Origin of the sequence: Pseudomonas sp. MPB23, assembly GCF_046605395.1 — a bacterium.
GTDB lineage: Bacteria > Pseudomonadota > Gammaproteobacteria > Pseudomonadales > Pseudomonadaceae > Aquipseudomonas.
This window is the reverse complement of record NZ_CP176771.1, coordinates 4,079,627-4,104,147: the sequence shown is the minus strand read 5'-3', so window position 1 is coordinate 4,104,147 and position 24,521 is coordinate 4,079,627. Positions and strand designations below refer to the sequence as shown.

The 24,521-nt window shown below is 58.8% G+C and carries 18 protein-coding genes and 6 pseudogenes; 12 read left to right on the top strand and 12 right to left on the bottom strand.

Going from position 1 to position 24,521, the window contains the following annotated elements; all coding sequences use genetic code 11:
* The first annotated feature begins 212 nt into the window (after positions 1-212).
* Together ACLH0J_RS18580 and ACLH0J_RS18575 are read left to right on the top strand one after the other, a co-directional pair.
* Entirely contained in the window at positions 213-2,189 is a 1,977-nt protein-coding gene (locus ACLH0J_RS18580; protein ID WP_033988186.1) for a class I SAM-dependent DNA methyltransferase, read from the top strand.
* Positions 2,186-2,882: pseudogene (locus ACLH0J_RS18575) on the top strand (restriction endonuclease subunit S); the annotation flags it as partial. The gene ACLH0J_RS18580 and the pseudogene ACLH0J_RS18575, both read left to right, overlap by 4 nt.
* A gap of 221 nt (positions 2,883-3,103) precedes the next feature.
* Here ACLH0J_RS18575 and ACLH0J_RS18570 read toward each other — a convergent pair.
* From ACLH0J_RS18570 to phnC, 6 genes are all read right to left on the bottom strand, one after another.
* Positions 3,104-4,084, bottom strand: a complete 981-nt coding sequence (locus ACLH0J_RS18570; RefSeq protein ID WP_010466230.1) for an IS5-like element IS1384 family transposase — start codon at positions 4,082-4,084, stop codon at positions 3,104-3,106.
* 107 nt (positions 4,085-4,191) lie between these two features.
* Complete coding sequence (locus ACLH0J_RS18565; protein WP_010466239.1) at positions 4,192-5,061, bottom strand: LysR family transcriptional regulator; 870 nt, start codon at positions 5,059-5,061, stop codon at positions 4,192-4,194.
* Positions 5,055-6,065, bottom strand: coding sequence for a phosphonate dehydrogenase PtxD (ptxD, locus tag ACLH0J_RS18560; protein ID WP_003118429.1), 1,011 nt, complete (start codon positions 6,063-6,065; stop codon positions 5,055-5,057). The genes ACLH0J_RS18565 and ptxD overlap by 7 nt, the downstream gene beginning before the upstream one ends.
* An 8-nt stretch (positions 6,066-6,073) precedes the next feature.
* A complete protein-coding gene (phnE, locus tag ACLH0J_RS18555) occupies positions 6,074-6,901 on the bottom strand; it encodes a phosphonate ABC transporter, permease protein PhnE (RefSeq protein ID WP_010466252.1) in 828 nt (275 codons plus the stop codon).
* A gap of 8 nt (positions 6,902-6,909) precedes the next feature.
* Positions 6,910-7,773 carry a phosphate/phosphite/phosphonate ABC transporter substrate-binding protein gene (gene phnD / locus ACLH0J_RS18550; protein WP_010466255.1) on the bottom strand — a complete coding sequence of 288 codons (864 nt, stop codon included), beginning with the start codon at positions 7,771-7,773 and terminating at the stop codon, positions 6,910-6,912.
* Complete coding sequence (gene phnC / locus ACLH0J_RS18545) at positions 7,770-8,597, bottom strand: phosphonate ABC transporter ATP-binding protein (RefSeq protein WP_003118432.1); 828 nt, start codon at positions 8,595-8,597, stop codon at positions 7,770-7,772. Before phnC ends, phnD begins: the two co-directional genes overlap by 4 nt.
* A gap of 461 nt (positions 8,598-9,058) precedes the next feature.
* Between phnC and ACLH0J_RS18540 the strand changes: the two are divergent.
* From ACLH0J_RS18540 to ACLH0J_RS18520, 5 genes and pseudogenes are all read left to right on the top strand, one after another.
* Positions 9,059-9,571, top strand: a pseudogene (locus ACLH0J_RS18540) (IS5-like element ISPre1 family transposase); the annotation flags it as partial.
* 519 nt (positions 9,572-10,090) lie between these two features.
* Positions 10,091-11,359, top strand: coding sequence for a group II intron reverse transcriptase/maturase (gene ltrA / locus ACLH0J_RS18535; RefSeq protein ID WP_010466266.1), 1,269 nt, complete (start codon positions 10,091-10,093; stop codon positions 11,357-11,359).
* Positions 11,360-11,418: 59 nt separating this feature from the next.
* Positions 11,419-11,888: pseudogene (locus tag ACLH0J_RS18530) on the top strand (IS5 family transposase); the annotation flags it as partial.
* A 188-nt stretch (positions 11,889-12,076) separates the two neighbouring features.
* The gene (locus tag ACLH0J_RS18525; RefSeq protein ID WP_051488632.1) at positions 12,077-12,448 is read left to right on the top strand and encodes a hypothetical protein; all 372 of its coding nucleotides are present in this window, start codon (positions 12,077-12,079) and stop codon (positions 12,446-12,448) included.
* 244 nt (positions 12,449-12,692) lie between these two features.
* Positions 12,693-15,491, top strand: coding sequence for an SEC-C metal-binding domain-containing protein (locus tag ACLH0J_RS18520; protein WP_033987773.1), 2,799 nt, complete (start codon positions 12,693-12,695; stop codon positions 15,489-15,491).
* 83 nt (positions 15,492-15,574) lie between these two features.
* Here ACLH0J_RS18520 and ACLH0J_RS18515 read toward each other — a convergent pair whose 3' ends face one another.
* Entirely contained in the window at positions 15,575-16,231 is a 657-nt protein-coding gene (locus ACLH0J_RS18515) for a DUF6988 family protein (RefSeq protein WP_058410394.1), read from the bottom strand.
* Positions 16,232-16,600: 369 nt separating this feature from the next.
* Here ACLH0J_RS18515 and ACLH0J_RS18510 point away from each other — a divergent pair.
* Both ACLH0J_RS18510 and ACLH0J_RS18505 read left to right on the top strand, forming a co-directional pair.
* A pseudogene (locus tag ACLH0J_RS18510) lies at positions 16,601-17,053 on the top strand (helix-turn-helix domain-containing protein); the annotation flags it as partial.
* Between the two features lie 29 nt (positions 17,054-17,082).
* A complete protein-coding gene (locus ACLH0J_RS18505) occupies positions 17,083-18,066 on the top strand; it encodes a zinc-dependent alcohol dehydrogenase family protein (RefSeq protein ID WP_411388492.1) in 984 nt (327 codons plus the stop codon).
* Between the two features lie 23 nt (positions 18,067-18,089).
* On the opposite strand, the gene ACLH0J_RS18500 is transcribed toward ACLH0J_RS18505, so the two are convergent.
* From ACLH0J_RS18500 to ACLH0J_RS18490, 3 genes are all read right to left on the bottom strand, one after another.
* Complete coding sequence (locus ACLH0J_RS18500) at positions 18,090-18,344, bottom strand: Lpp/OprI family alanine-zipper lipoprotein (protein WP_411388491.1); 255 nt, start codon at positions 18,342-18,344, stop codon at positions 18,090-18,092.
* 111 nt (positions 18,345-18,455) lie between these two features.
* Entirely contained in the window at positions 18,456-19,376 is a 921-nt protein-coding gene (locus tag ACLH0J_RS18495) for a universal stress protein (protein ID WP_411388490.1), read from the bottom strand.
* Positions 19,377-19,423: 47 nt separating this feature from the next.
* Positions 19,424-20,338: a universal stress protein gene (locus tag ACLH0J_RS18490; protein ID WP_411388489.1), complete on the bottom strand. Its 915-nt coding sequence runs from the start codon at positions 20,336-20,338 to the stop codon at positions 19,424-19,426.
* Positions 20,339-20,524: 186 nt separating this feature from the next.
* Between ACLH0J_RS18490 and ACLH0J_RS18485 the strand changes: the two genes are divergently transcribed.
* Positions 20,525-21,439 carry a diguanylate cyclase domain-containing protein gene (locus ACLH0J_RS18485; protein WP_411388488.1) on the top strand — a complete coding sequence of 305 codons (915 nt, stop codon included), beginning with the start codon at positions 20,525-20,527 and terminating at the stop codon, positions 21,437-21,439.
* Positions 21,440-21,612: 173 nt separating this feature from the next.
* Positions 21,613-22,482, top strand: a complete 870-nt coding sequence (locus tag ACLH0J_RS18480) for an oxaloacetate decarboxylase (protein ID WP_411388487.1) — start codon at positions 21,613-21,615, stop codon at positions 22,480-22,482.
* Positions 22,483-22,559: 77 nt separating this feature from the next.
* On the opposite strand, the pseudogene ACLH0J_RS18475 reads toward ACLH0J_RS18480, so the two are convergent.
* Positions 22,560-23,036, bottom strand: a pseudogene (locus ACLH0J_RS18475) (methyl-accepting chemotaxis protein); the annotation flags it as partial.
* Between the two features lie 111 nt (positions 23,037-23,147).
* Positions 23,148-23,915: pseudogene (locus ACLH0J_RS18470) on the bottom strand (PAS domain-containing protein); the annotation flags it as partial.
* A gap of 187 nt (positions 23,916-24,102) precedes the next feature.
* Here ACLH0J_RS18470 and ACLH0J_RS18465 point away from each other — a divergent pair.
* The gene (locus ACLH0J_RS18465; protein WP_411388486.1) at positions 24,103-24,483 is read left to right on the top strand and encodes a RidA family protein; all 381 of its coding nucleotides are present in this window, start codon (positions 24,103-24,105) and stop codon (positions 24,481-24,483) included.
* Positions 24,484-24,521: the final 38 nt, after the last annotated feature.

The following is a 24,521-nucleotide window of genomic DNA, read 5'->3' as shown; positions in this document are numbered from 1 at the left end:
GCTGCCAGCCAAAGTGGCAACAGGCTTCGAGAACGGTATGGGAGTGCATACGGTCAGGACAAATCGGGAAGGTGCCGCCGGCTGACTTGCCTCTGTAGATAGGTCTGGACGCATCAGCGCTTTAAACGCCAACGGCTTTGGGTTCGAAGTGATTTCGCCTGCCCCTCTTCAGTTACACTCGGCGCTTTGCACGCCTTTCAAGGAGCAGTTGCGTGAACACGGAAAACCATTCCCAGACGGCCGCTTTCCTCTGGTCGATTGCCGACCTGCTGCGCGGTGATTTCAAGCAGTCCCAGTACGGTCGCATCATCCTGCCGTTCACCCTGCTGCGGCGGATGGAGTGTGTGCTGGAGCCGACCAAGGAAGCGGTGATCCGTGAGTCCTATGCGCAGGAAGGCCGGCCTGATCTGGTGCGTGAGCGTCTGTTGCTACGCGCCGCCGGCCAGCAGTTCTTCAATGCCTCCAAGCTGACCCTCGGTACCCTGTCCGACACCCAGACCGCCGCCGACTTGATGAGCTACGTGCAGTCCTTCAGCAAGGACGCCCGCGAGATCTTCGAGCACTTCCACTTTGAAGACTTCGTGCAGCAGCTCTCTGCGGCCAACCTGCTGTACCAGGTGGTGCAGCGCTTTGCCGCGACTGACCTGAGCCCGGAGCGCATCAGCAACTTCGGCATGGGCATCATCTTCGAAGAGCTGATCCGCAAGTTCGCGGAAAGCTCCAACGAAACCGCCGGGGAGCACTTCACCCCGCGCGATATCGTGCACCTGACCACCTCCCTGGTGATCACCGGGCAGGACGACAAGCTCAAGCCCAACAGCATCGTCACCATCTACGACCCGACTGCCGGCACCGGCGGCTTCCTCTCCGAGGGCGACGAGTACATCCAGTCCATCAGCCAGCAAGTCACCGTGTCGCTGCACGGCCAGGAGCTCAACCCCGAGTCCTATGCCATCTGCAAGGCGGACATGCTGATCAAGGGTCAGGACGTCACCAGCATCAAGCTGGGCAACACCCTGTCTGACGACCAGCTGGCCGACAGCCGCTTCGACTTCATGCTCAGCAACCCGCCGTTTGGCGTGGAGTGGAAGAAAGTCCAGAAGCAGATCACCGACGAGCACAGCGAAAAGGGCTTCAACGGCCGCTTCGGCCCGGGCCTGCCGCGCGTGTCCGATGGCTCGCTGCTGTTCCTTCTGCACCTGGTCAGCAAGATGCGTGACCCGCGTGAAGGCGGCTCGCGCATCGGCATCATCCTCAACGGCTCGCCACTGTTTACCGGCGGCGCCGGTTCGGGCGAGTCGGAGATTCGCCGCTACCTGCTGCAGAACGATCTGGTCGAAGCCATCATCGCCCTGCCCACCGACATGTTCTACAACACCGGCATCGCCACCTATGTGTGGGTGCTGAGCAACCACAAGGCCGCTGTGCGCCAGGGCAAGGTGCAGTTGATTGATGGCAGCCAGCACTTTGCCAAGATGCGCAAGTCCCTCGGCAGCAAGCGCCAGTACCTCACCGAGGAGCAGATCGACGAGCTGGTGCGCCTGTATGGCCGCTTCGAGCAAACCGCGCAGAGCAAGATCTTCCCCGTCGAAGCCTTTGGCTACCGGCGCATCACTGTCGAGCGCCCGCTGCGCCTGAACTTCCAGACCAGCGCCGAGCGCATCGAAAAAGTGCAGGAAGAAAAAGCCATCGAGAAGATGGACGCCCCGGCACGCCAGCGCCTGATCGAAGCCCTGCAGGCGATGGACGAAAGCCAGCTGCACCGCAACCGCGAGCAGTTCAGCAAGCTGCTGAAAAAGGCGCTCAGCGCTCACGATGTATCGCCCAGCACGCCCGAACTGAAGGCCATCCTCAACGGCTTAAGCGAGCGCGACCCCGAGGCGGATATCTGCCTGGTCAGAGGCCAGCCGGAAGCCGATGCCGGCCTGCGCGACAACGAAAACGTGCCGCTGGGCGAGTCGGTGTACGACTACTTCGAGCGCGAAGTAAAACCCCATGTGCCGGATGCCTGGATCGACGAGAGCAAGCGTGATGAACAGGACGGCGAAGTCGGCGTGGTCGGTTTTGAGATTCCCTTCAACCGCCACTTCTATGTGTTCCAGCCACCGCGTCCGCTGGCAGAGATCGACCGCGACCTGAAAGCCTGCACCGACCGCATCAAGCAGATGATCGAGGGGCTGTCGGCATGACGTTTCCGAGTTATCCGGTTTACAAGGATTCCGGGGTGGAGTGGCAAGGGGCTGTGCCTGCTGAATGGCCACGATCCGCATTAAAGTTTCTTGCCGATTATCAAAATGGCTATCCATTCAAGCCTGAGGACTGGGGTGAAGAAGGGCTACCGATTATCCGCATCTCTCAGCTAACAGGTGATACAGCACCAAATTATTACTCCGGCGAGCTTGATTTTCGTGTCAAGGTTGGCGATGGAGATTTGCTTTTTTCATGGTCTGCAACAATCGACTCGTTCATTTGGACGGGTGGCGCCGCCTGGTTGAATCAACACATATTTAAAGTCTCGCCTACAGTCGAAGCTGATCAAAAATTTCTTTTCTATTTGATAAAGCTTGTTGCTCCAAAATTGGCAGACTTTGATGCTCATGGCAGCACCATGAGGCATATAAAAAAGGAGAGCCTTTCTGAGCGTCTCCATGTTCCGACTTTGGTAGAACAAACCCAAATCGCCCGTTTCCTCGACCACGAAACCGCCCGCATCGACGCGCTGATCGAAGAGCAGCAGCGCCTGATCGAACTGCTCAAGGAAAAGCGCCAGGCCGTGATCTCCCACGCCGTCACCAAAGGCCTCGACCCGACGGCGCCGATGAAAGACTCCGGCGTGGAGTGGCTGGGTGAGGTGCCGGCGCATTGGGTTGTTAGGCGCATCAAACACTTGACCGAAGTGATTTCTAAGGGAACTACTCCAACAACCATTGGTGAAGACTTTCAGGACGAAGGTGTTAGGGATGGTCTGAAGTAGCCATGTATTTCCCCGGCATACCACCTAGCGCAACTTTTAAACTCGCCAAATGATCAAAAAACAATCAATTCGACGAGTATTTCTTACGTTTTCGCCACCCGGACCCCACTCCGGTGGCCATTTCCCGCATTACAGGCGCACCTCTCCTGCATTCGTCAGTAAATGTCGGCGCGCCATCCACAGGTTCGACAGAGCGAACAGTGTCACCAGTTGCGCCGTGTTTTTGGCCAAGCCGCGAAAGCGCACCTTGGTGTAACCGAACTGGCGCTTGATTACCCGGAACGGATGCTCGACCTTGGCGCGCACCTGAGCCTTGGCCTTTTCAATCTTGCGCTTGGCTTTGTACAGCACGCTGCGCTTATCGAGTTTTTTGTAGGTGCTGCGGCGTGCCGCCACCTGCCAGATAACTTCACGTCCTTCATGCTCGGGCCGCTTTTCGACACCGGTGTAGCCTGCATCGGCGCAGACCACGTTTTCGTCGCCATGCAGCAATTTGTCCACCTGGGTGACATCCGCCACATTGGCCGCCGTGCCCACTACGCTGTGCACCAGACCCGATTCGTCATCGGCGCCGATGTGGGCCTTCATGCCAAAATAATACTGGTTTCCCTTCTTGGTCTGGTGCATTTCCGGGTCGCGCTTGCCGTCCTTGTTCTTGGTCGAACTGGGCGCATTGATCAGCGTTGCATCGACGATGGTGCCCTGGCGCAGCGACAGGCCGCGGTCGCCCAGATAGCCATTGATGACAGCGAGGATGCCGGCCGCCAGCTCGTGTTTCTCCAGCAAGCGGCGGAAGTTGAGAATGGTGGTTTCGTCGGGGATGCGCTCCAGGTTCAGCCCGGCAAACTGGCGCAGGATCGTGGTTTCGTACAGCGCTTCCTCCATCGCTGGATCGCTGTAGCCGAACCAGTTCTGCAGCAGATGCACACGCAGCATCGCCATCAACGGGTAGGCCGGACGGCCACCTTCACCCTTCGGATAATGTGGCTCGATCAAAGCAATCAAGCCCTTCCACGGCACCACCCGATCCATCTCGATCAGGAACAACTCCTTGCGGGTTTGCTTGCGCTTGCCAGCGTACTCGGCGTCGGCGAAGGTCATCTGCTTCATCGGGAAACTCGGTGGGTGGGGTCGCGGTATTTTGCCAAATCAGAAAGTCTTTTTCAGAGTTTCCCTAGGCTGACAAGCCAAGCGCTGGATCGCAACCATCCATCACCTTATCCAGCTAGATCTGCCTCCTCCAATAAGTGCCGCACAAATCCCGGCGGGTGCAGATTTCCGGGAGGTTTGCGCCAGATCAGTTGGAGACGCTTTTCAAGCCCCGGGATGGGAAGAGCTACCAGCGCGCCACTGCGAACTTCGTCTTGTACTGCGGAAGCCATCACCAACGACACGCCGAGTCCCGCCCTCACTGCTTGTTTGACTGCCTCGGTGCTGCCTAGCTGCATACCGCTGCGAGGCACGCCCAGTTCGCCAAAGTATTCGGTCAGAAGCCGTCCGGTACCGCTACCCGGTTCACCTCCCAGCATCGGCAGGTCCACCAGACGATCACGTTCTATGCACCCTGCTTCAGCCAGCGCATGGTCGGGGCTGACGATAAGCACCAGCGGCTCGACCCGCCAGAGGCGGTGTTCGAAGTCGGGGTGAGGTAGCCACCATTCCATGATCGCGGCGTCGAGCTGGCCCGCCAGTAGCTGGTCGGCCACATCCGGGTTGGCGGCGATGCGCAGATCCACCTCGCCCCTCTCATTTGCGGTCGTCAGATAGTTGCGCACGAATGGCTGGAGAAGGTAGGTGCCGATGTTGGAGCTGGCCCCGACGCGCTCACGATTGCCATGCAGGGCTTCTAGCGCCCGGGCGTGCATGTCGAGCAAGGCGGTCGCATGCGGCATGAAGGCCAGCGCCCGTGTGGTAGGCTGGCAGCCGCTACGACTGCGCTGCACCAGCGTTACGCCGACCTGCTCTTCAAGCTTCTGCAAGTGCTGCGACACCGTCGGCTGGGCCAGCCCCAACGCCCTCGCCGCGCTCTGAAAACTGCCTGTTTGAACGATCGCTACCAGGCTCTTCAGCCAGACCGGATTCAACATGCGGCAGGCTCGGCCTTGGGCAGACGGTTCGCAGCGTTGATTGGGCGCGCACCTGCCAATACCTGGATGATGTTCTGCGCTGCACAACGTTCAATCTCCAGGCGCACCGCGCGCACTGCCGACCCTATGTGCGGAGTGAACAGCGTATTCGGATGCGCGAGCAGCGCAGGATCGATCAGCCGCGGCCGGTCCGCGCGAGCCCAGTCTTCCATTTCGAATACATCCGCCGCATACCCGCCGAGCTGGCCTCGCTCAAGCGCCGCGAGCACGGCGGCTTCATCCACTACCGAACCACGACAGGGGTTTACAAGCAGAGCGCCCGGCCGTACGAGGGCAAGCAGCTCGGCGTTGACCAGATGCTGGGTATCGGCATTCAAGGGAAGCGCCAGCAGGATGAAGTCCGAGCTGGCGAAGAGTTCGCTGCACGCCACCTGGCGCAGGCCGAGCCGTTGCTCGGTTTGTGTATCCAGAGCCTTCGCCTCGTGGTACTGCAGGGTCGCGCCCCATCCCTGCAAGCGATCAGCCATGGCCAGTCCGATGGCGCCCATGCCAAGGATGCCGACCGTAGCGTTATCCAGCCCCGTGCCGTAGAACTGTGGTTGCCAGCCCTGGAACTCGCCAGAGCGGACGAACGCATCTGCTGCCCGCAGATGCCGCCCCAGCCCCACCGCCAGTCCGATCGCCAGCTCGGCAGTCGGGACCGTCAACAGATCAGGCACGAAGGTCAGCCAGACCCCGCGGGCAGTACAGGCGTCCACATCGAAATTGTCGAAGCCCTTGAGCGCGCAGCCGACTACACGCAGCTCAGGGCAGGCTTGAAGAAAGTCTGCATCGACCCGATCGGGCATGAACGCCATCATCGCCTGAGCATCGCGGCAGCGGCGCAGAATTTCCTCGCGCGTCAGCGTGCTGTCGGTCTGGTTGGTCATCAGCTCGCAATGTGGCGCCAGCAGTTGCAGGATCTCATCGTGTACTCGGTGAGTTATAACGAGTTTCGGCAGCATGGTTTGTCCTATTTGAAACGTTTGCGCAGCACGCCACTGAAGGCGTCTACTAGCGTGACCATGGCCAGGATGACCAGCAGGATTGCTGCAACCTCCTGGTACTGCATGATGCGCAGCGAGCCCATGAGTTCGAAGCCGATACCGCCGGCGCCAACCATGCCCATCACGGTGGAGGCGCGAAAGTTGTATTCCCAGCGGTAGATCGCCACGTCGGCGAACTGCGGCGTCACCTGTGGCAAAACCGCGTGCAGCAGCACTTGCATCGGCGTAGCCCCCGCCGCCCGAGCGGCTTCCACCGGCGCTTCGTCGACGTGCTCGATGGCCTCGGCGAAGAACTTGCCGACCATGCCGACCGAATGCAGACCCAGGGCAAGCACGCCCGGCAAGGCGCCGAACCCTACGGCTGCAACGAAGATGATGCCCATGATCAGCTCCGGCACCGACCGCAGGGCATTGAGCAGCACCCGGGCAACACCGAACACAAGGGGGTGCGGCGCCGTATTGCGCGCTGCAACGAAGGCCACCACCAGCGAGAACACCACTGCGATGGCCGTACCGGCGATGCTCATCGCCAAGGTGTCGATCAAGGGGCGAATCCAGCTTCGATAGCCCGAAAAGTCTGGCGGCATGGCCTCGCCTGCCAGGGTCGCGATGGAGGGCAGCCCGTTCAGCAGCGTGGTGGCATCGAGCAGCCCCACGTACCAGCAGGCCAACAGCACCACTCCGAATACAATCGCCACCTGCCCCAGCTGGCGCCACCAACCGAGGCCGAAGCCTCGAAGGATGTGCTCGCGTTGCTCTGCAGGCAGCGCCTGCACGTCGTAATGAGTAGACATATCGGTGCTCACATCGTGGCGAAGTCGAGGCCGAGCAGCGATCCCATGTTGCGGATCACATCGTAGTCGGCGTCGGTGATTGGCGCGAAGGCCTCGGCCTTGAAGTTGCGCAGCACTTCGGGATCGTCGATACCGACGAATACATCCCGCACCTTGGTTTTCAGCTCGGGGCTCAGGTTCGAGCGCATCGCCCAGGGGTACTGGGGGTATTCGCCGCTGTAACCAAGTACTTTCACCTTGCTCGGATCGATTAGGCCACGTTCGGCTACGTGATTGAAAATTACCTCCGACAGCCCACCCGCATCGGCGTTGCCGTTCGCCACGTTGACGGCAACGGCGTCATGCGTGCCCACAAAATGTTGTTCGTAGTCCTGCCCACCCGTCAAATCGGCCGTCTCAAGAAGCACGGTTTTGGGAATCAAATGGCTGGACGTCGATGCCCGGTCACCATAGGCCATCTTCTTGCCCTTAAGGTCGGCATACTCATTCACGCCTGACGCCACATTGGCGATAATCACCGAGCGATAGGTCGGCTTGCCGTCGATGACCATGGCAGCGAAGGGCTCGATGTCGCTTTTGCTTTTGGCCATGACGTAGGACAGCGGACCGAAATACGCCAGGTCGATACGGCCAAAGCGCATCGCCTCAATCATCGAGGAATAGTCGGTGGTTACGATCAGCTGCACCTTCTTGTCCAGATGCTCTTCCAGATAATCCTTCAGCGGCTGGTTACGCTTGATCAGCTCGGAGGCGTTTTCGTCCGGCAGCAGGGCAACCTTTAGCACATCCGGATCGGCATCGGCCGCTAGGGCGGACAAACTTGAAACAGCGGACAGCAAGCAAGTCAATAAGAGCGCGGATAAGCGTTTCATCGGGACATCTCCAGTGAAGGTTCGAGCATGACAGGTGGTTCAGCCGGAGCATTCGCTGGCTGAGTCGTAGAGCGGCCTGCATAGATGCGCTCAAGCTGCGCATCGGTGAGTTCCGAGGGCGCGGCATCGAAAACGATCTGAGAATCGGCCAGCCCGACGACGCGATCGGCGAAGCGGCGGGCATATTCGAGTTGATGCAGCGAAACGATGGCGGTGATGCCGTCTTCCTTGCAGATGTCGCGCAGCAATCCGAGAACACGGACCGAAGTGGCCGGGTCGAGACTGGCTACCGGCTCATCGGCCAGAATGATCGCCGGCTGTTGCGCTAGCGCACGCGCGATGCCTACCCGCTGCTGCTGGCCACCGGACAGTTTGTCCACCCGGCTTAGCGCCTTGTCTGCCAGACCGACCCGAGCGAGGCAACTGAGCGCAATCTCCTGATCGGCACGCGGCAGAGGAAACAGCGAGCGGAGCGTGTTGTGAAAGGCCAGCCGACCGGTAAGCACATTAGCCAGTGCGCTTTGACGTTCGATTAGCTGGTGGTGCTGAAAGATCATGGCGGTACGCCGACGATGCTGACGCAAGGCCGAGCCGCTGCCGAGTTCACCGAGTTCGCTGGTGACACTGCCGCCAGTGGGCGTGACGAGTCGATTGAGACTACGGAGCAAGGTCGACTTGCCTGCGCCCGAGAGACCAAGCAGCACGGTGAACTCACCACGCCGAAATGCAATCGAGGTATCGCGTAGGGCTGTCACGCCGCCTGGATAGACGACGCTCAACCGGTCGACCCGCAGCACGGCGTCCTGTATCGGATGGGGCGTCATTTGATCACCTTTCGCAATATTGCTGGCCGCACAATTGCGGTTCGCGATGCAAAGGGTAGAAATTCCTTGTTAACGCACTGCTTCTAAAGGATGACATTTCGATGAATACTTCGAATCTGCCGTAGCGGGGCGGCAAGCGAAGCCGTGGAAGAACGGGCGCAACGTAGCGTCTTTCTTCACGCGGGATACAGGAGGCTTTGATTGATACTGCTGCGGATTCGCTACAGTAACGTTGGGCCAGAACGTAATGCCATCCAAGCAAGAGAGCGCACACTAGCGGACTATAGGAGACATTCTATTCTTGCCCGTCGATTGACCTAGGCCGTTATGTGGCTGGTCGAAACCTTCAGGTGCCGCCCAACTAGACGTCTGTTGTCGCGCCCAGCTTAATGCTAGGGAAACTCTGAAGAAGACTTCCAGATTTTGGCAAAATACCCGGATTCCACCCACCGAGTTTCCCGATGAAGCAGATGACCTTCGCCGACGCCGAGTACGCCGGTAAGCGCAAACAAACCCGCAAAGAGTTGTTCCTGATCGAGATGGATCGGGTGGTGCCGTGGAAGGGTTTGATTGCCTTGATCGAGCCGCATTATCCCAAGGGTGAAGGCGGTCGTCCGGCCTATCCGCTGATGGCGATGCTGCGCGTGCACCTGATGCAAAACTGGTTCGGTTACAGCGATCCAGCGATGGAAGAGGCGCTGTACGAGACCACCATCCTGCGCCAGTTCGCGGGGCTGAGCTTGGAGCGTATCCCCGATGAAACCACCATCCTCAACTTCCGTCGTTTGCTGGAGAAGCACGAACTAGCCGCCGGCATCTTGGCTGTCATCAATGGCTATCTGGGCGACCGAGGGCTGTCGCTGCGCCAAGGCACGATCGTCGATGCCACGCTGATCAATGCGCCGAGTTCGACCAAGAACAAGGACGGTAAGCGCGACCCGGAAATGCATCAGACCAAGAAGGGTAACCAGTACTGTGTGTCACGAACACAGGTCAGATGACCTGTGCTGCTGTGCCGAAGATGGAAGTAGGCCTTCCGAAGTCGGCTTGCAGGAGCGGACTTCAAACCACCCGGTGCTGCTGCATCCAAAAGGTGTGGTGGTGAGCGACCGAGGAAAAGTCATCCCTGAGGATGGCAGGTGAGTATGGAGAAGATGAGCGAAAGCAAACCGTCCGATGACGCATCGTTATGCCCAAGGTGCTGCCGAAACTGAGGTGGAGTACTGGCTTCAGGACAAGTCGGGGCGTTACCTGCTTACGGACCCGATGGCAGCCGGTGTATAGGCGGCATGATCTTCATACAGGCTTTGGTACGGAACGTGAGAACCTTGTTCCAGATGCGAAGGAAAATGACAAATGGCCAACACCATGAGGAAGAATACCGATGCTGGAACGAGGGGCGGAGCCTCCCGTAGTAGCGATGAAGCCTCTGTAATGGAGGTGGAGCGAAGGGGCGGCGTTATCCGGCCGACGAGCGTTGCCAACCTCCGGGGATGAGTGGCGTGAGCTCGGCGAAACCTTATGACATAGCGAAACGCACGGTATGGGACGCCTACCAGCAGGTCAGGGCCAACCGCGGTGCTGCCGGCATCGACGATGAAACCATCGCCGATTTCGAGCGGGATCTGTCTAAGAATCTCTACAAGCTGTGGAATCGGATGTCGTCGGGGTCGTACTTCCCGCCTCCGGTCAAGCAAGTAGAAATTCCCAAGGCATCGGGAGGCACGCGCAAGCTGGGAGTGCCCACGGTTGGTGATCGTGTCGCGCAAACCGTGGTCAAGCTTCTCATCGAGCCGGAGCTGGACTCGATCTTCCACTCGGACTCCTATGGGTACCGGCCGGGACGATCAGCGAAGCAGGCGGTGGCGATCACGCGTGAGCGCTGCTGGCGATACGACTGGGTGGTGGAGTTTGATATCAAGGCAGCCTTCGATCAGATCAATCATGGGTTGCTGATGAAGGCGGTGCGCCTGCACATCAAGGAGGACTGGATACTTCTGTACATCGAGCGGTGGCTGGTTGCGCCGTTCGAAACGGATCACGGTATGCGCGTCCGACGCGAACGCGGCACCCCGCAAGGTGGAGTGATCAGTCCCCTCCTGATGAATCTGTTCATGCACTATGCCTTCGACACCTGGATGCAACGTACCAGCCCCAACTGCCCGTTTGCCCGCTACGCCGATGATGCGGTGGTGCACTGCCGCAGTCGAAAGCAAGCGGAGTACGTGATGCGCTCCATTGCTTCACGGCTGGCTGCCTGTGGCTTGACGATGCACCCCGAGAAATCGAAGGTCGTGTACTGCAAGGACAGTAACCGTCGCGCAGGTTATCCGCATGTGAGCTTTACCTTCCTCGGCTTCACCTTTAGGCCGAGGAAGGCGCTCAGCAAACAAGACCAGCTCTTCACGAGCTTCCTTCCGGGAGCGAGTGCGGATGCCTTAAAGCGGATGCGGCAAGCGGTACGCAGGTGGCGACTCAATCGCCAAACCCACGTGACGCTGGTCGACGTGGCTCGGCTCTACAATCCAGTGATACAGGGGTGGTCGCAATACTATGGCTCGTTCTATCGGACAGCCATGCTTGGCATCTTCCAGCACATTGACCGCGCGCTTGAACGCTGGGCCCGACGAAAATACAAGGCTCTTCATAGGCGCAAGCGGCGCATTAGCCAATGGCTGGACAAGATGCGGACTGTGGTACCCCGGCTGTTTCATCACTGGCGAGTGACCGGGCAGCAAGGTTGGATAACGGGAGCCGTATGACGCGAGAGTGTCACGTACGGTTCTGCGAGCGGCTGCGGGGGCAGTTCCCGCGGCCGACTCACCACTTCGGCATGAAGGCGCACATCGGTGTCGATGATGAGTCGGGCTTGGTGCACAGCGTGGTGGGCACGGCGGCCAACGTGGCCGATGTCACCCAGGTCGATAAGCTGCTGCACGGCGATGAGAACATGGTCGGTGCCGACGCGGGTTACACCGGCGTCGAGAAACGCCCTGAACATGAAGGCCGGGGGTCATCTGGCAGATCGCCGCCCGCCGTAGTACTTACAAGAAGCTTGATAAGCGCAGTGCTTTGTACAAAGCCAAGCGCAAGATTGAGAAGGCCAAGGCTCAGGTACGAGCCAAGGTCGAGCATCCGTTCCGGGTGATCAAGCGCCAGTTCGGTTATGTGAAGGTGCGCTTCCGTGGTCTGGCGAAGAACACGGCGCAACTGATGACGCTGTTCGCGCTGTCGAACCTGTGGATGGCGCGCCGACATTTACTGGCGAATGCAGGAGAGGTGCGCCTGTAATGTGGAAAATGGCTGCCGCGAGGTGCTCGCGGCGGCTAAAAACACAGAAATAAGCGGGTGATCTGAGCGTTTTTGATCGATTTGCCGCTTTTAAAATCGGCAGGGGCTGAAGTCAGCCAGAAATACACAACTACTTCAGACCATCCCTAGGTTCGTCGGATCCTGCCGATGCTATTTACGGGAGCCCAGTGTACGAGCGATTTTGCGAGGAGATTGATAACCTGCTATCGGGCGAAGCGGCAGACACCAATGCCTACGACTATTCGTGTGAAGATTTTGAGGTGACATCTTCGTCGTATGATGAAACCAAAGGCCTACTGGTACTGGAGGTTTCGTTTACTTACTCGGGTGAGCAGGATCAAGATCGTCCATACGCTGGTTGTGAATTTTATCTGGACGTTGAAGTTACGTTGGTGCGGCGCCCTGGTGAGTGGCTATTCGAAGAGGGCTGGGTAGCAGTAACCAAGATTGAGACAGATCAGGATCGCGACCGAGAGGCTGAGCTTGCTGACATGTACGCAGATTACTTGAAGGATAAAAAGCGAACTGATGGCATGTAAGTAAGAGCGCTGCGTGCGCAAAATGGCCGATAGTGGACTCTGGTGATAGCCGCTGTCGGCCAGGAGCAGACATCTGCGAGCTGCAACTCGGACAGTCAGTACCCGCGAATTACCGCGATCATTGAGCCGTGGCTGGGCAGACCGTGACTGGTCGGAAGCTAGGGGCTCGGGTACGCTGGCGACTCCATGAGTTGTAGTGTTAATTCGAATTTATTCTATTTAGCAATTACGAGAGATCAAAAAAATGCAGGGAGGCGATGAAAAAAGCACTCCAGATGTGCTAGATGTTACTCAACTGATACGCATCGAAGCGGTACACAGAGGATTCTTATATCAGCACCTGTATACCGTTGGTTGCTTGCTATTAGCGCAGGCGGCCGCCGTCGATGTGGTGATGGTTGAGCTTGATGAGGATATTGAGCTTGTTACCGATCAGGGACGAATCTATGTGCAGGTTAAGACCCGTTCAAAACCAATCATTCCCAGCGATATTTCAAGCGCCCTAGAGCGTTTTGAAAACCTGCGAAATGAGCATGCTGAGGGGATGCGCAAAGGCGAGGCTGCCTTTGTTATCGTCGCGAACCAAGCACCGAGCGTTCAGTTCCAGCAGACTATCAACGATAAAAAACTCCCCCCTGATGTTCTTTTCGTTTGGCCCCAATCTACTTCTGAACGCCACCCGGCACTTCCGCCCGCCTGGGAGTCGCTAACTGATGCAGCGGCATGGTGTATCGCCCAAGCGGAGAAGCTGAATTTTTCATTGTTGTCCCCGGATTCCCTGATATGGAAGCTAGCCGGACTGGCGCAGCTTGCAGCCACGGGTAGTGCCCCGAACAAACAGCATGCGTTTCACGCCAAAGACCTACCTGCGCTATTTGAGCAACTCATCGTTCAACTACAGGATTTCCCCGCACCTCCAGCGTTTTACAGGCCACAAAAACTGGAGCCATCTCTCGCATCCGACGAGCGTGTACGTATCATTTGCGGATTATCCGGTGCAGGCAAGACAGCGTGGGCAGCGCAGGCAGCTCTACACTGCTCTCAGCTGTGTGCCTACTATGACACCGGCGACCTTCCGGGCCCTGCTCTGGCGAGCACACTGGTTCGTGAGTTGGCAGCGAAATTTGCAACGCCGGATCGGGATGGTCTGCGAAAAATCCTGCTGCCGGGCGCCAGTGGTTACGAGGCACTCAGAACATTCGACACATTTCTGGATCAGCAAGGAGCCACCCTGCTGCTGATTTTAGATAATGCGCATCGTGTTCCTGTAGAAAATCTGCGCGATACACTGAATGCAACCAAATGCATTCGTTTCGTCCTGCTGTGCCAGCCCCATGACAACGTCCGCGAGCTGGAAGCTGTTACTGGACTGCAGCGTGAGGCACTTTTGGGGTGGGATATTGATACGGTGGCCGCAGCAGTAGACGATCTCGGTGGCTATGCCACCGCTCAAGGCTACGAGCAACTGCGGACTTATACCGGTGGACTGCCGCTGTATGTTCAGAGCGCTGCAAAAATAGCGGTCACAGAATACGGAGGCAATGTCGATGTGCTGTGCGCTGAACTTCAGCAGCAGGAAAACAGTGTCGAGACTGCGCAGGAAGTCATCCTTACCCGTATTTATCAGGGGTTTGATAAGTTAACTCAGGATTCGCTGGCATTGTTCAGCCTGACTGATGTGGGGTTGAGTCGCGAAGAAGTTTGTGAGCTTCTGGTCAAGTCACTAAATGTATCCACAGGTGGCGCTGCCTCAATTCTTAAGAAAATGCGGGCCACCGGCACCGTTGAGATTTTTGGGAACCAGATGCTGAAGGTACATGACGCCGTCAGAGCACTGGGGCTGCAGCACTTGGAGCTTATGGATCCGGCGGTGGCAAATAACGCACTTATGGCATTGAAAGAGCTGCTGGTCGTGAGCCTTCACAAAACTCGCGACACATCAAGATTCGCGTTGTTGACCCAGGTTTATATCAAACTCAACGATGTCATGACACTCATCGCACTTTCAGGCGAGGAGCTATTTTATGAGATGGGTATTAACGTCGACATACTGGCAAGTCTAGAACGAGCAACGAATTCAGATACACTGGAACCTGTTCATAAATTCTGGGCGTTGGATGGACTAGTTTTCTCTGAGCTTCGAGAAGGCCGTCCTGATAAAATCGTCCAGCGACTTGAGGCCATGGAAGCTCTTCTTATTGAGTATAAGTTTGATTTTCGTGAACAAATTGCATATGCAATGAAACGGATATTATTCTCAGCAGAAAATGGTAACGCATACGAGGTTAAGCGGCTTGTAGAGCAGGCCATCACGAAGTTGCCCGATGCTGAGCATGAACGCATATTTGACTATAACCATGCCATAGCTCTATGGAAGTTAAAGAGATATAAGGAGGCAGAAGCGCTGTGCTGGAAGGTCACTGATGGATATTACGACCTGTTCGGTATTCGTCCGGCAGATGTGATGGGTAAAAATGCGGATGTGCTATGGAAAATTATAAAACGCCCAGAAAATGTTCATGAACATCTCAAACATCTCGCCGACGCACTAGAGTTGTACGCAATAATCCTTCAAGCGCGTGGAAAACCAACGCCATTCATCCGTATTCATTCGATGAAGTTCTACAACATGGCCGGTGCGCCAGAGTCTATGGTGCGGGTCGGCCAGGATTTGGCGGATGAATTTGTCGCCAGGAAAGACTATGAAGGCGCCAGAGAAGTCATGGAGCAGCACGTTTTGCCGATTGTAAATACGGCTGGACTGGTGAACAGGCTGGTTCAGGTACGAAGCCAATATGCGGTGATACTGGCACTATGCGGGCGGCACGATGACGCAGATGCTGAAATGACACGTTTGGGTCCTTATTTTGACGGGTTGACTGGCGAGCAACGTCAGGAAGTTGAAAATCAATCAAATTACATTGCCCAACTCGCCTATGAGGCGTTGAAACCTACTATCGGGCAGATGTTCGGTGCGGTAGGAAGAAATGATCGATGCCCCTGTGGCTCTGGCCTGAAATATAAAAAATGTCATGGGGCTTGACGGCCTAAGACTGAACAGGGCGCGAGCCTCTTCAACATCGCAGAAATGTCTGCTCTTGGCCGAAAACTGACCACTCCAAACGGTCAATGAGCCGGTTCGGCCGTACGCTTGTATGGTGGGTTATTAGCAGGGAAGCAGTCTTGGAACTCCTTGTAGATGCCTGCCATCATCCCTGTCTCCGGCGGTACACCACTAAGGATCAAAAGCAGATTGCCTGCGATTCCGAGCAGACCATTCGAGTGCTGGATCTCTGCTAAAACCAGCTCTGGCGGAAACCCCCTTCCGTGACGATTAACTGCATGGATGCCTCCATGCACGTAGGAACTCAAAGGTCTCCAAGAGTAATGCTTAAACTCCTTTAGGTGTGCTACCGGAGCGTGCGGAGCTTTCACCTCAATCTCTTCCAACATTTGGCTGAGCATAGGGATTTTGCTTGCCTGCTTTGCCGTCTCATGTGTGAGCTCAGCAAGCATTAAATCCGCCTGACCATCCTTGGCTACATAAAGCACCCACAGTGCGCGAACTAGTGATTCGTACTGTACTCGCAGCAATGCTGCAGCAGAGGTGTACAGCCCTGCTGCCACCAGATGCTTCAGGCCCCGGGCGTGCTCAAATCCTAGACTAGCTAGAGCTTGGGTTGCCTGCAGGCGACTGGAGGCATTGACCAAGGGCAGGGCGAAAAAGCCGACAAGCCTGTCCTCAAGCATGGCCGACCGTGCCAGTAATTCATCGAAGTGCATACAGATGCCCAAGTCAGAGCAGAGTCATGTAGCCAAGGATTCTATCGACACCGGGCAATGACCGCATCTGGCCGATTCCGGCCTGCTACTACCTGGAACTCCCAGCCAAAAGTGGCATCGTGTGTCTCAAAAGCTGGGACGATTCACTACCTGCAGCCATAAACCTATGACGTAGTGGCAGGTTCGGCTCTGGTCGAGGCTTGTTAAGGAGCCGACATCTGCTGTTAGCTGGGCAGCCAATGCCGATGAGCCCGTTGGCCCTAGGTCACGCCGCGGATGCGATTCATTTCTGTTAGACCCGGTATTTCTACCTCTCCCTGGTGATACCCTCACACATCGGTGTCTAGGGGTTGACTTAATGGATAAAGCATGGATGCCATCAGTGCCGACGCGCACGCCTGTACGGCGATTGCGCTGGAGGACAGCGAGGTGTGCCCCATCCACTTCGCCCACCTGGAGAGTCTGGCCCGCAACCTGCCATCGCTGCAGCACAACTTCAGCCGCTTGCTGAGCCGTGAAATCGTGCGGGACCACACCTTGCTGATGCTGATGGGCAACATGAATTCGGATGAGCGCCTGGTGGCGTTTCTGCTGAACCTGTCGCAGCGTTTCAGCAGCCGCGGGTATTCGGCCAGGCACTTTGTGCTGAAAATGCGCCGCGAGGAAATCGGCTCCTACCTGGGCTTGCGCCTGGAAACCATCTGTCGCGGCATCGCCCATCTGCGTGACCGCGGAGTGGCGCACATCGACGGCCGCAACGTCACAATCCACGACCTGGACGGTCTCAGGCGACTGGTCGCCGGGTGTGATCGTCCGGGCTAGCATTCGCGTCGATCATCTGGAGAGTCTTCATGCGTGCCATGGTTCTGCATACCCCCGGGCAGCCGCTGCAACTTGAGCAGCGCCCCATCCCGATACCTGGCGCCCAGCAACTGCTGATCAAGGTCCTGGCCTGTGGCGTATGCCGCACCGACCTGCACCTGGTGGACGGTGAGTTGCCGCAAGCGCGGCTGCCACGGGTGCCCGGCCATGAGATCGTCGGCGAAGTGACGGCCGTGGGCGCCGCTGTCGAGCCGCACTGGATCGGCCGCCGCGTGGGCGTGCCGTGGCTCGGATGGACCTGCGGCGAGTGTCAGTTCTGCACCTCGGGTCGCGAAAACCTCTGCGACCAGGCGCAGTTCACCGGCTGTCAACTGGACGGCGGCTATGCCGAATACACCCTGGCGGATGCACGCTTTTGCCTGCCGATTCCCGACGGGCTCTCGGACGTGCAGGCCGCGCCGTTACTGTGTACCGGCCTGATCGGGTTCCGTGCCCTGCAAATGGCGCCCCAGGCCCGCCACCTGGGGCTTTTCGGCTTCGGCGCGGCGGCGCATCTGGCGATTCAGGTGGCGCTGGGCCGAGGGCAGCAAGTGTATGCATTCACTCGCCCGGACGACCACGAAGGCCAGGCGTATGCTCGTTCACTCGGCGCCGTGTGGGCCGGCCCCTCGGATCAAGCGCCACCCCACTTGCTGGATGCCAGCCTGATTTTTGCCCCCGTCGGCGCGCTGGTGCCGCTGGCGCTGGAGGCCACCGTCAAGGGCGGCTGTGTGATTTGTGCCGGGATTCACATGAGTGACATTCCGACCTTCCCCTATCGCTTGCTGTGGGGCGAGCGCAGCGTTCGTTCGGTGGCCAACCTGACCCGGCAAGACGGTACGGCGTTTTTCGACACCTTGCAGCACACCCCGGTGCACTGCGACATCACCCGCTTTGCCCTGAGCGACGCCAACGAGGCGCTGGCGTACTTGCGAGCCGGTCAATTCAACGGTGCGATCGTGCTGACACCCTGACCGGCCGCAAGCGCCAGCGTTGCTTATTTCCGGCTGGCTTTGGTCAGCATGCGAATCGCGCGCTCGTTGGCTTCGTCAGCCGTGCGCTGGGCCTGGGCGGCCAGCGCTGCGGCCTGGTCAGCCTTGAGGTAGGCTTCATCGGCGCGCAGGCGCGCGGTGGCGGCGGTGTTTTCTGCGGCCTCCAGGCGCGCGTCGAACTCCTTGGCGGCTTGATGGCTGCACCCGGCAGACGTGGCCAACGCAAGCGCCAGCAGTGAAACGGACAGGTAGTTTTTCATGGTGTTCTCCTCGGCCCATGGCCGTAAGCGGTCAAAAAGTTCGTATCCAGTATCTGAGGCTGGCCAGCGGCCAGCCTGATTTTTATCAACAAATGCTCGCTCCGGACCCAGTTAGCCGTTGAGGCTGGTGGGTGGCTGCCGGATCGCTAACAGGCTGCCCGGCACCGAATACAGCGCCCGTTCGGTGTTGCTGCCGATCAACCGTTCGAGCCCGACCCGATGCGCCGTGCCCATGACCACCACATCGGCCTGGAACTCATCGACAAACGCCTGGATCACCGGCACCGGCTGCCCCATGACAAAGTGCCGCCGCTCCGGCGGTACCCCATAACGGTCGGCCAGGGTGACGAAGGTCTGGTGCAAGGACTGGCGCAACTCTTCGGCGAAGTCCAGGTTCCAGCCGCCCATCACCAGCGGCGCCTCACCGTTGAACGCCGGGGACAGGTCGTAGGCATGCAGCAGATGCAACGGCGCATCGCATTGCAGCGCCAGGGCCAGGGCGCTCTGGATGATCGCATCGTTGAGGCCGCTGATCTGTGTGTCGGGATCGAACGGATCGACGGCGGCCACCACGCGATGGGGCAAGCCGTAACGGGCCTGGCTCACCAGATGCAGCGGCGTCGTGCACTCGCGCAACAGTTGGCAGTCGAGCGGCGTGACGAACACACGCTTGAGCATCGGCTCGGCCTTGACGTCCTTGATCACCAGGTCGGGGTTCAGGTCGGCGATGGCGCGCAGGATGTCCAGCAGGGGGTGGGTGGTGAACACCAGGTCAACCGTGACCTTCAGCCCGTTCCCGCCATGACGCTGAAGTTCTTCGGTCAACCAATGGCGATAACGGTACAGGTAGTCCTGAAAGGCCGACTCGTCGACATGCTCCTCCCACAAATGAATGATCGGTGCAGGCTCGATAAACGCTCTGACATGCAGGGTCGCGCCACACGCCTTGGCCAGCGCCACCGCCCGTAACAGCGCCGGAGAGTGATACAGCGTGCGGTCGGCGATCAGCAGTAGATGTTGGTATTGGCTCATTTCACACCTCTTCAGGCCGCGGTCAACGCGGCCGGCAGGTTCAATGCTTAGCCGCGTGACGGTTTGATCGCCCACATACTGCAAGGCGCATGGTGCAACAGGCTTTCGGCGGTGGTGCCCAACAGCTTGTTCAGCCCGGCGTGCTGCACGGTGCCCATGACGATGATGTCGATCTGATGGTCTTGGGCGAAGTTGCAGATATTCATCAACGGCACCCCTTCGATAAAGTGCCGTTGTTCGGGGGCAATCCCCTGGCGCTCGGCCAACGCACTGAACGCCTCGTGCTGCGCTTCGTTGAGCGCCTCATACAGCCCGGCCGCCAGGGGCACCGCGCCGTAACCCATGTCTTTGGCATACACCGCAGCCCAGTCGTACACATGCAACAGCTCAAGCTGCGCATTGCACTGAGCGGCCAGCTTGGCGGCGGCCTCGACAATCTGGTCATTGAACACTTGGTCCTGCTCCTCGCTGCGCAACACATCGACGATCGCCAGCACCTTGCGCGGCTGCGGATGGCGCGCATCGGTGACCAGATGCACCGGCACCGGGCAGTCGCGCAGCAATTGCCAATCCAGTGGGGTGAAGAACACCCGCTTCAACGCCGGTACGTCCTCGGCATCCTTGATAATCAGGGCCAGCGACATCTCGTTGACGAAATTGAGGATTTCCTCATAAGGGTGATGCACCCACACCACCTCGCTGGTGACCTCGATCCCGTGCTTGCTCATCGAGACGGCCTGTTCGGTGAGCCAGTGCCGATGGGTGTCCAGGTAGCCTTCCCGGGCGCGGGTGATCTGTTCCGGCGCGAACAGCCCGGCAATCGCCAGGGCCTGCAGATAATTGAACGCCACGATGTGCAGCGGCAGTTGCATCGCGCGGGCCAACGCGGCGGCACGGTCGAACGCTGGGGTGCGGGTCATGGTGGGTGGGGCAATCAAGAGTAAACGCGGCGTCTGCAACATGGGGCACCTCGGCACGAGGCCATCTGGGTAGGTGGATTGGCCTTCACATTGAGCCCTGCGCGGCGGCGGCCAATTGATCTTTATCAGCTTGGGCCAGCAAAAGTTGATATTCATCAACAGCCGCCGTTGCCCTTGCTCCTAGCCTGAATCAAGGTTTGCCGTCTCACCAACGCTGTCGGAGGGCATATGATCGAAAATGAGCAGCAACTGTTGATGAGGGCACTGGACGCCGCGGCGAACCCGGTGCTGATCACCGAGAGGACGGGGTGCATCGTGTGGATCAATAAGGCCTTCAGCCTGATCAGCGGCTACTCCAAGCCGGAACTGGTGGGCAAGACCCCGCATTTGTTGTCGTCGGGTCGTCAAACGACGACGTTTTACCGGGAGTTATGGATGACCATCCTGGCGGGCCTGACATGGCAGGGCCAGATGACCGAGCGGCGCAAGGACGGCTCCCACTGCACGATCAACCAGGTCATCACGCCGGTGTGCGACCCCGAAGGAGTGGTCACGCATTTCATCGCCATCCTGCACAACTTTCAGGTGATGGATGAGGAACGGGCGCGCATGCAACAACTGGCTTTCCACGATGGGCTGACGGGGTTGCCCAACCGCAGTCTGTTCCTGAGTTTGCTCAATCAGGCGATCAACTACGCGACCCGGCAGCACAAGCCGCTGGCGCTGATGTTCATCGACCTGGACCGTTTCAAGGCAGTGAACGACACCCATGGGCATGCGTGCGGCGACAAGTTGCTGGTGGCGGTGGCTGAACGCCTGAGCCAGTCGGTGCGCCGCTCCGACGTTGTCTGCCGCTTGAGCGGCGATGAGTTCGCGATTCTTGTGACCGGCATGGAGCAAGCGGCACAGGTTGAGGCCTTGGCGGAAAAACTGATCGGCGCGGTCGACCAGCCCTTCATGATCGACACCCATCGCCTGCGCACGCACATCAGCGTGGGTATCAGCGTGGGCATCAGCCTTTATCCCGCCGATGGGGTGAGCGTCGAGCAACTGCTCGCGCGGGCTGACAATGCGATGTACCAGGCGAAAAGACGCGGTGGCAGCACCTGTCATGTGAGCATGCTCAACCAGCCCGTCGAGTGATCCGCGGGCATCTCAGGCCATGGCCGCCGCGCGGGTGCAGCGGGCCATGGTATGTGTCAAACGCATACCCCATTCTCAAACGTCATAATCCTGGGTTTTGCGGCGTGGTAACCTCCTGCCACTATGAATAGGCATTGATCGTCAGTCGACAATCGCCCCAACCAGGAAAGATCATGCCAAAAAAGTCCCATTCGGCGCTTCGTCGCAATTTCCGTGAACTGCTTGCCACACCGACTTGCGTGGAAACCGCATCGGTGTTCGACCCGATGTCGGCGCGTATCGCTGCGGACCTGGGGTTCGAGGTCGGTATCCTCGGCGGCTCCGTGGCTTCGTTGCAGGTACTGGCCGCGCCCGACTTTGCACTGATCACACTGAGTGAGTTCGTCGAGCAGGCCACGCGCATCGGTCGCGTCGCCCAGCTTCCTTTCATTGCCGATGCCGACCATGGCTACGGCAACGCCCTCAACGTCATGCGGACCGTCGAAGAGCTCGAACGCGCTGGCGTGGCCGCGCTGACGATCGAAGACACGCTGCTGCCGGCGCAATTCGGGCGTAAGTCCACGGATCTGATTTCCATCGAGGAAGGCATCGGCAAAGTCAGGGCCGCCCTGGAAGCCCGTGTCGACCCCGAACTGTCGATCATTGCCCGAACCAACGCGGGCGTGCTGCCCACCGAGGCGGTGATCGAGCGCACCCTGGCCTACCAGAACGCCGGGGCGGACGGGATTTGCATGGTGGGTGTCAGTGACTTCGAGCACCTTGAGCACATCGCGCAGCACCTCACGGTGCCGCTGATGCTGGTGACCTACGGCAATCCGAAGCTCCATGACAGCCAACGCCTGGCCAGCCTCGGCGTGCGCGTGGTGGTGGCCGGCCACGGAGCCTACTTTGCCGCAATCAAGGCGACCTACGACAGCCTGCGTGCCCAGCGTCAACTGACCCACAGCACTTCAAACCTCAGTGCCACCGAACTGACGCACACCTATACGTTGCCGGAAAGCTACGTGGGCTGGGCCGAGAAGTTCATGGATGTCAAAGAGTAATACCCGCGCTGAACGAGGGGGCCATCCCCCCTCCTCCGGCCTCGGACGCCTGGCTCTTGCCCGCGCCGATCAGGGCATCAGCCCACCCAGCCGACCGCGGTTTTGGGAATGACCTCCGATTCATCCATTTTCGACGCGAACATACTCACGGCCTGTACCGCATCGTTGGTGCTGGTACGAATCTGCTGGATCACTGCGCCGGCCTGATCCGCCAGGTTCACGCCGCGTTGCGCGCCTTCCTGAGTGACATTCATGCTGGTGACCGCATCGCGGGTCTCGGCCAGGATCAGGCCGATCATCTCGGCGATTTCCGTGGTGGAACGGCTGGTCCGCCCCGCCAGTTGCCTGACTTCGTCGGCCACCACCGCAAAGCCTCGGCCCTGATCCCCGGCGCGCGCCGCCTCGATGGCAGCGTTGAGCGCCAACAGGTTGGTCTGGTCGGCAATCCCGCGAATGGTGTTGACGATCGCGGTGATCTGCTCGGAGCGCTGCCCCAGTTGCCCCACCAGTCCCGCGGACACCCCGATGTTGTCGGCGATACGGCGCATTTCGGCGGTGGTTTCCTGGATCACCTGGGTGCCATGCTCGGCAAAGCGTTCGGTTTCTGAGGAAATATGGTAGGCCCGCGACGCGCCGCGGGAGTCTTCTTCGAATTTCTCGACGCGCTCGGTGATATCGCTGGCGAACTTGACGATCTTGATCAACGTGCCATCACCGTCGTACACGGGGTTGTAACTGGCCTCCAGCCACACCACCCGGCCGTGTTTGCCCAGGCGCTTGAACTGACCGGTGAAAAACTCGCCGTTGTTCAACCGGCGCCAGAAGTCCGTGTATTCATTGCTGTTGACCAGCGCCGGTTCGCAAAACAAACGGTGCTGTTTGCCTTTGATTTCCGCCAGCGTGTAACCCATCACGTTCAAGAAGTTAGCGTTGGCGTCCAGCACCTGCCCGGTCAGGTCGAACTCGATCATGGCCATGGCCCGGTCCAGCGCCGCCAGCTTGCTACGGGTGGCGGCTTCCTGCTCGACTTTGGTGGTGACATCGAGTGCGTACTTGACCACCTTCAGCACCTGGCCACGCTCATCCAGCACCGGGTTGTAGCTGGCTTCGAGCCAGATGGTCTTGCCGTTGCCGTCCACCCGTTTGAAGGTGCCCGAGACAAACTTGCCGGCCTTGAGCTCGGCCCAGAATTGACTGTAGGCATGGCTGCTGGTCAGCGCCGGCAAGCAAAAGTCGCGGTGGGATTTACCGGCCAACTGGGCGCTGCTGTAACCCAGGGCTTTCTGGAAGTTGTCATTGGCGCGTAATACCTTGCCATTCAGATCGAATTCGACCACCGCCATGGAGCGGTCCAGTGCGCTGATCAATCCCTTGTACTCGCTGATTTCGGCCGTCCTGGCCGCCAGTTCGTTTTTAAGTGTTGTGTTGAACATGACGTAACCTCGGACAGGGGAAAACCAACGCATACCGGGCTATCGGCCGCGAAATACGCGACTTTACGTTACTGAAAGGTTTATTTTCTGGCGTCAAAAAAAACGGACGGGCGCGCCGGCCCGTTTGCCCGGGCCGGCGTTTTCGAGGACCATGGCGCCTTTCTGCCACAGCCATCGAGAGGCACCCATGGCCAACCACGACCTGTCCTACACCCCCGACCCCGATGTCGACTCCATTTCCTCCGATGTCGTCGGCTTCAATGGCATCCTGGTTTCCACCCAGATCCCGACCCGCGCCGATGGCAGCCTTGAGCTGGGCGATATCACCCTGCAAAGCGAATGCACGCTGCAAGCCCTGAAAGTAGCCTTGGAAAAAGCCGGCAGTTCCATGGACCGTGTGATGCACCTGACCATTTATCTGACGGATATGGCCGATCGCGCCGCCTTCAATGAGGTCTACAAGCGCTTCTTCGCCAAGCCCTGGCCCGTGCGCGCGGCGGTGGGCGTTGCTGCCCTGGCGGTCGAGGGCATGCGGGTGGAAGTCACCGCGATGGCCGCCAAAGCCTGAAGAGATGCCGCTCAGGCGTTTCACAGCTACAATGCGCG

Coding starts and splice junctions, on each gene's coding strand:
- ACLH0J_RS18570 (WP_010466230.1), bottom strand. CDS start 4,084: ATGAAGCAGATGACCTTCGCCGACGCCGAGTACGCTGGCAAGCGCAAG.
- ACLH0J_RS18565 (WP_010466239.1), bottom strand. CDS start 5,061: ATGTTGAATCCGGTCTGGCTGAAGAGCCTGGTAGCGATCGTTCAAACA.
- ptxD (WP_003118429.1), bottom strand. CDS start 6,065: ATGCTGCCGAAACTCGTTATAACTCACCGAGTACACGATGAGATCCTG.
- phnE (WP_010466252.1), bottom strand. CDS start 6,901: ATGTCTACTCATTACGACGTGCAGGCGCTGCCTGCAGAGCAACGCGAG.
- phnD (WP_010466255.1), bottom strand. CDS start 7,773: ATGAAACGCTTATCCGCGCTCTTATTGACTTGCTTGCTGTCCGCTGTT.
- phnC (WP_003118432.1), bottom strand. CDS start 8,597: ATGACGCCCCATCCGATACAGGACGCCGTGCTGCGGGTCGACCGGTTG.
- ltrA (WP_010466266.1), top strand. CDS start 10,091: ATGAGTGGCGTGAGCTCGGCGAAACCTTATGACATAGCGAAACGCACG.
- ACLH0J_RS18520 (WP_033987773.1), top strand. CDS start 12,693: ATGCAGGGAGGCGATGAAAAAAGCACTCCAGATGTGCTAGATGTTACT.
- ACLH0J_RS18515 (WP_058410394.1), bottom strand. CDS start 16,231: ATGCACTTCGATGAATTACTGGCACGGTCGGCCATGCTTGAGGACAGG.
- ACLH0J_RS18505 (WP_411388492.1), top strand. CDS start 17,083: ATGCGTGCCATGGTTCTGCATACCCCCGGGCAGCCGCTGCAACTTGAG.
- ACLH0J_RS18500 (WP_411388491.1), bottom strand. CDS start 18,344: ATGAAAAACTACCTGTCCGTTTCACTGCTGGCGCTTGCGTTGGCCACG.
- ACLH0J_RS18495 (WP_411388490.1), bottom strand. CDS start 19,376: ATGAGCCAATACCAACATCTACTGCTGATCGCCGACCGCACGCTGTAT.
- ACLH0J_RS18490 (WP_411388489.1), bottom strand. CDS start 20,338: ATGTTGCAGACGCCGCGTTTACTCTTGATTGCCCCACCCACCATGACC.
- ACLH0J_RS18485 (WP_411388488.1), top strand. CDS start 20,525: ATGATCGAAAATGAGCAGCAACTGTTGATGAGGGCACTGGACGCCGCG.
- ACLH0J_RS18480 (WP_411388487.1), top strand. CDS start 21,613: ATGCCAAAAAAGTCCCATTCGGCGCTTCGTCGCAATTTCCGTGAACTG.
- ACLH0J_RS18465 (WP_411388486.1), top strand. CDS start 24,103: ATGGCCAACCACGACCTGTCCTACACCCCCGACCCCGATGTCGACTCC.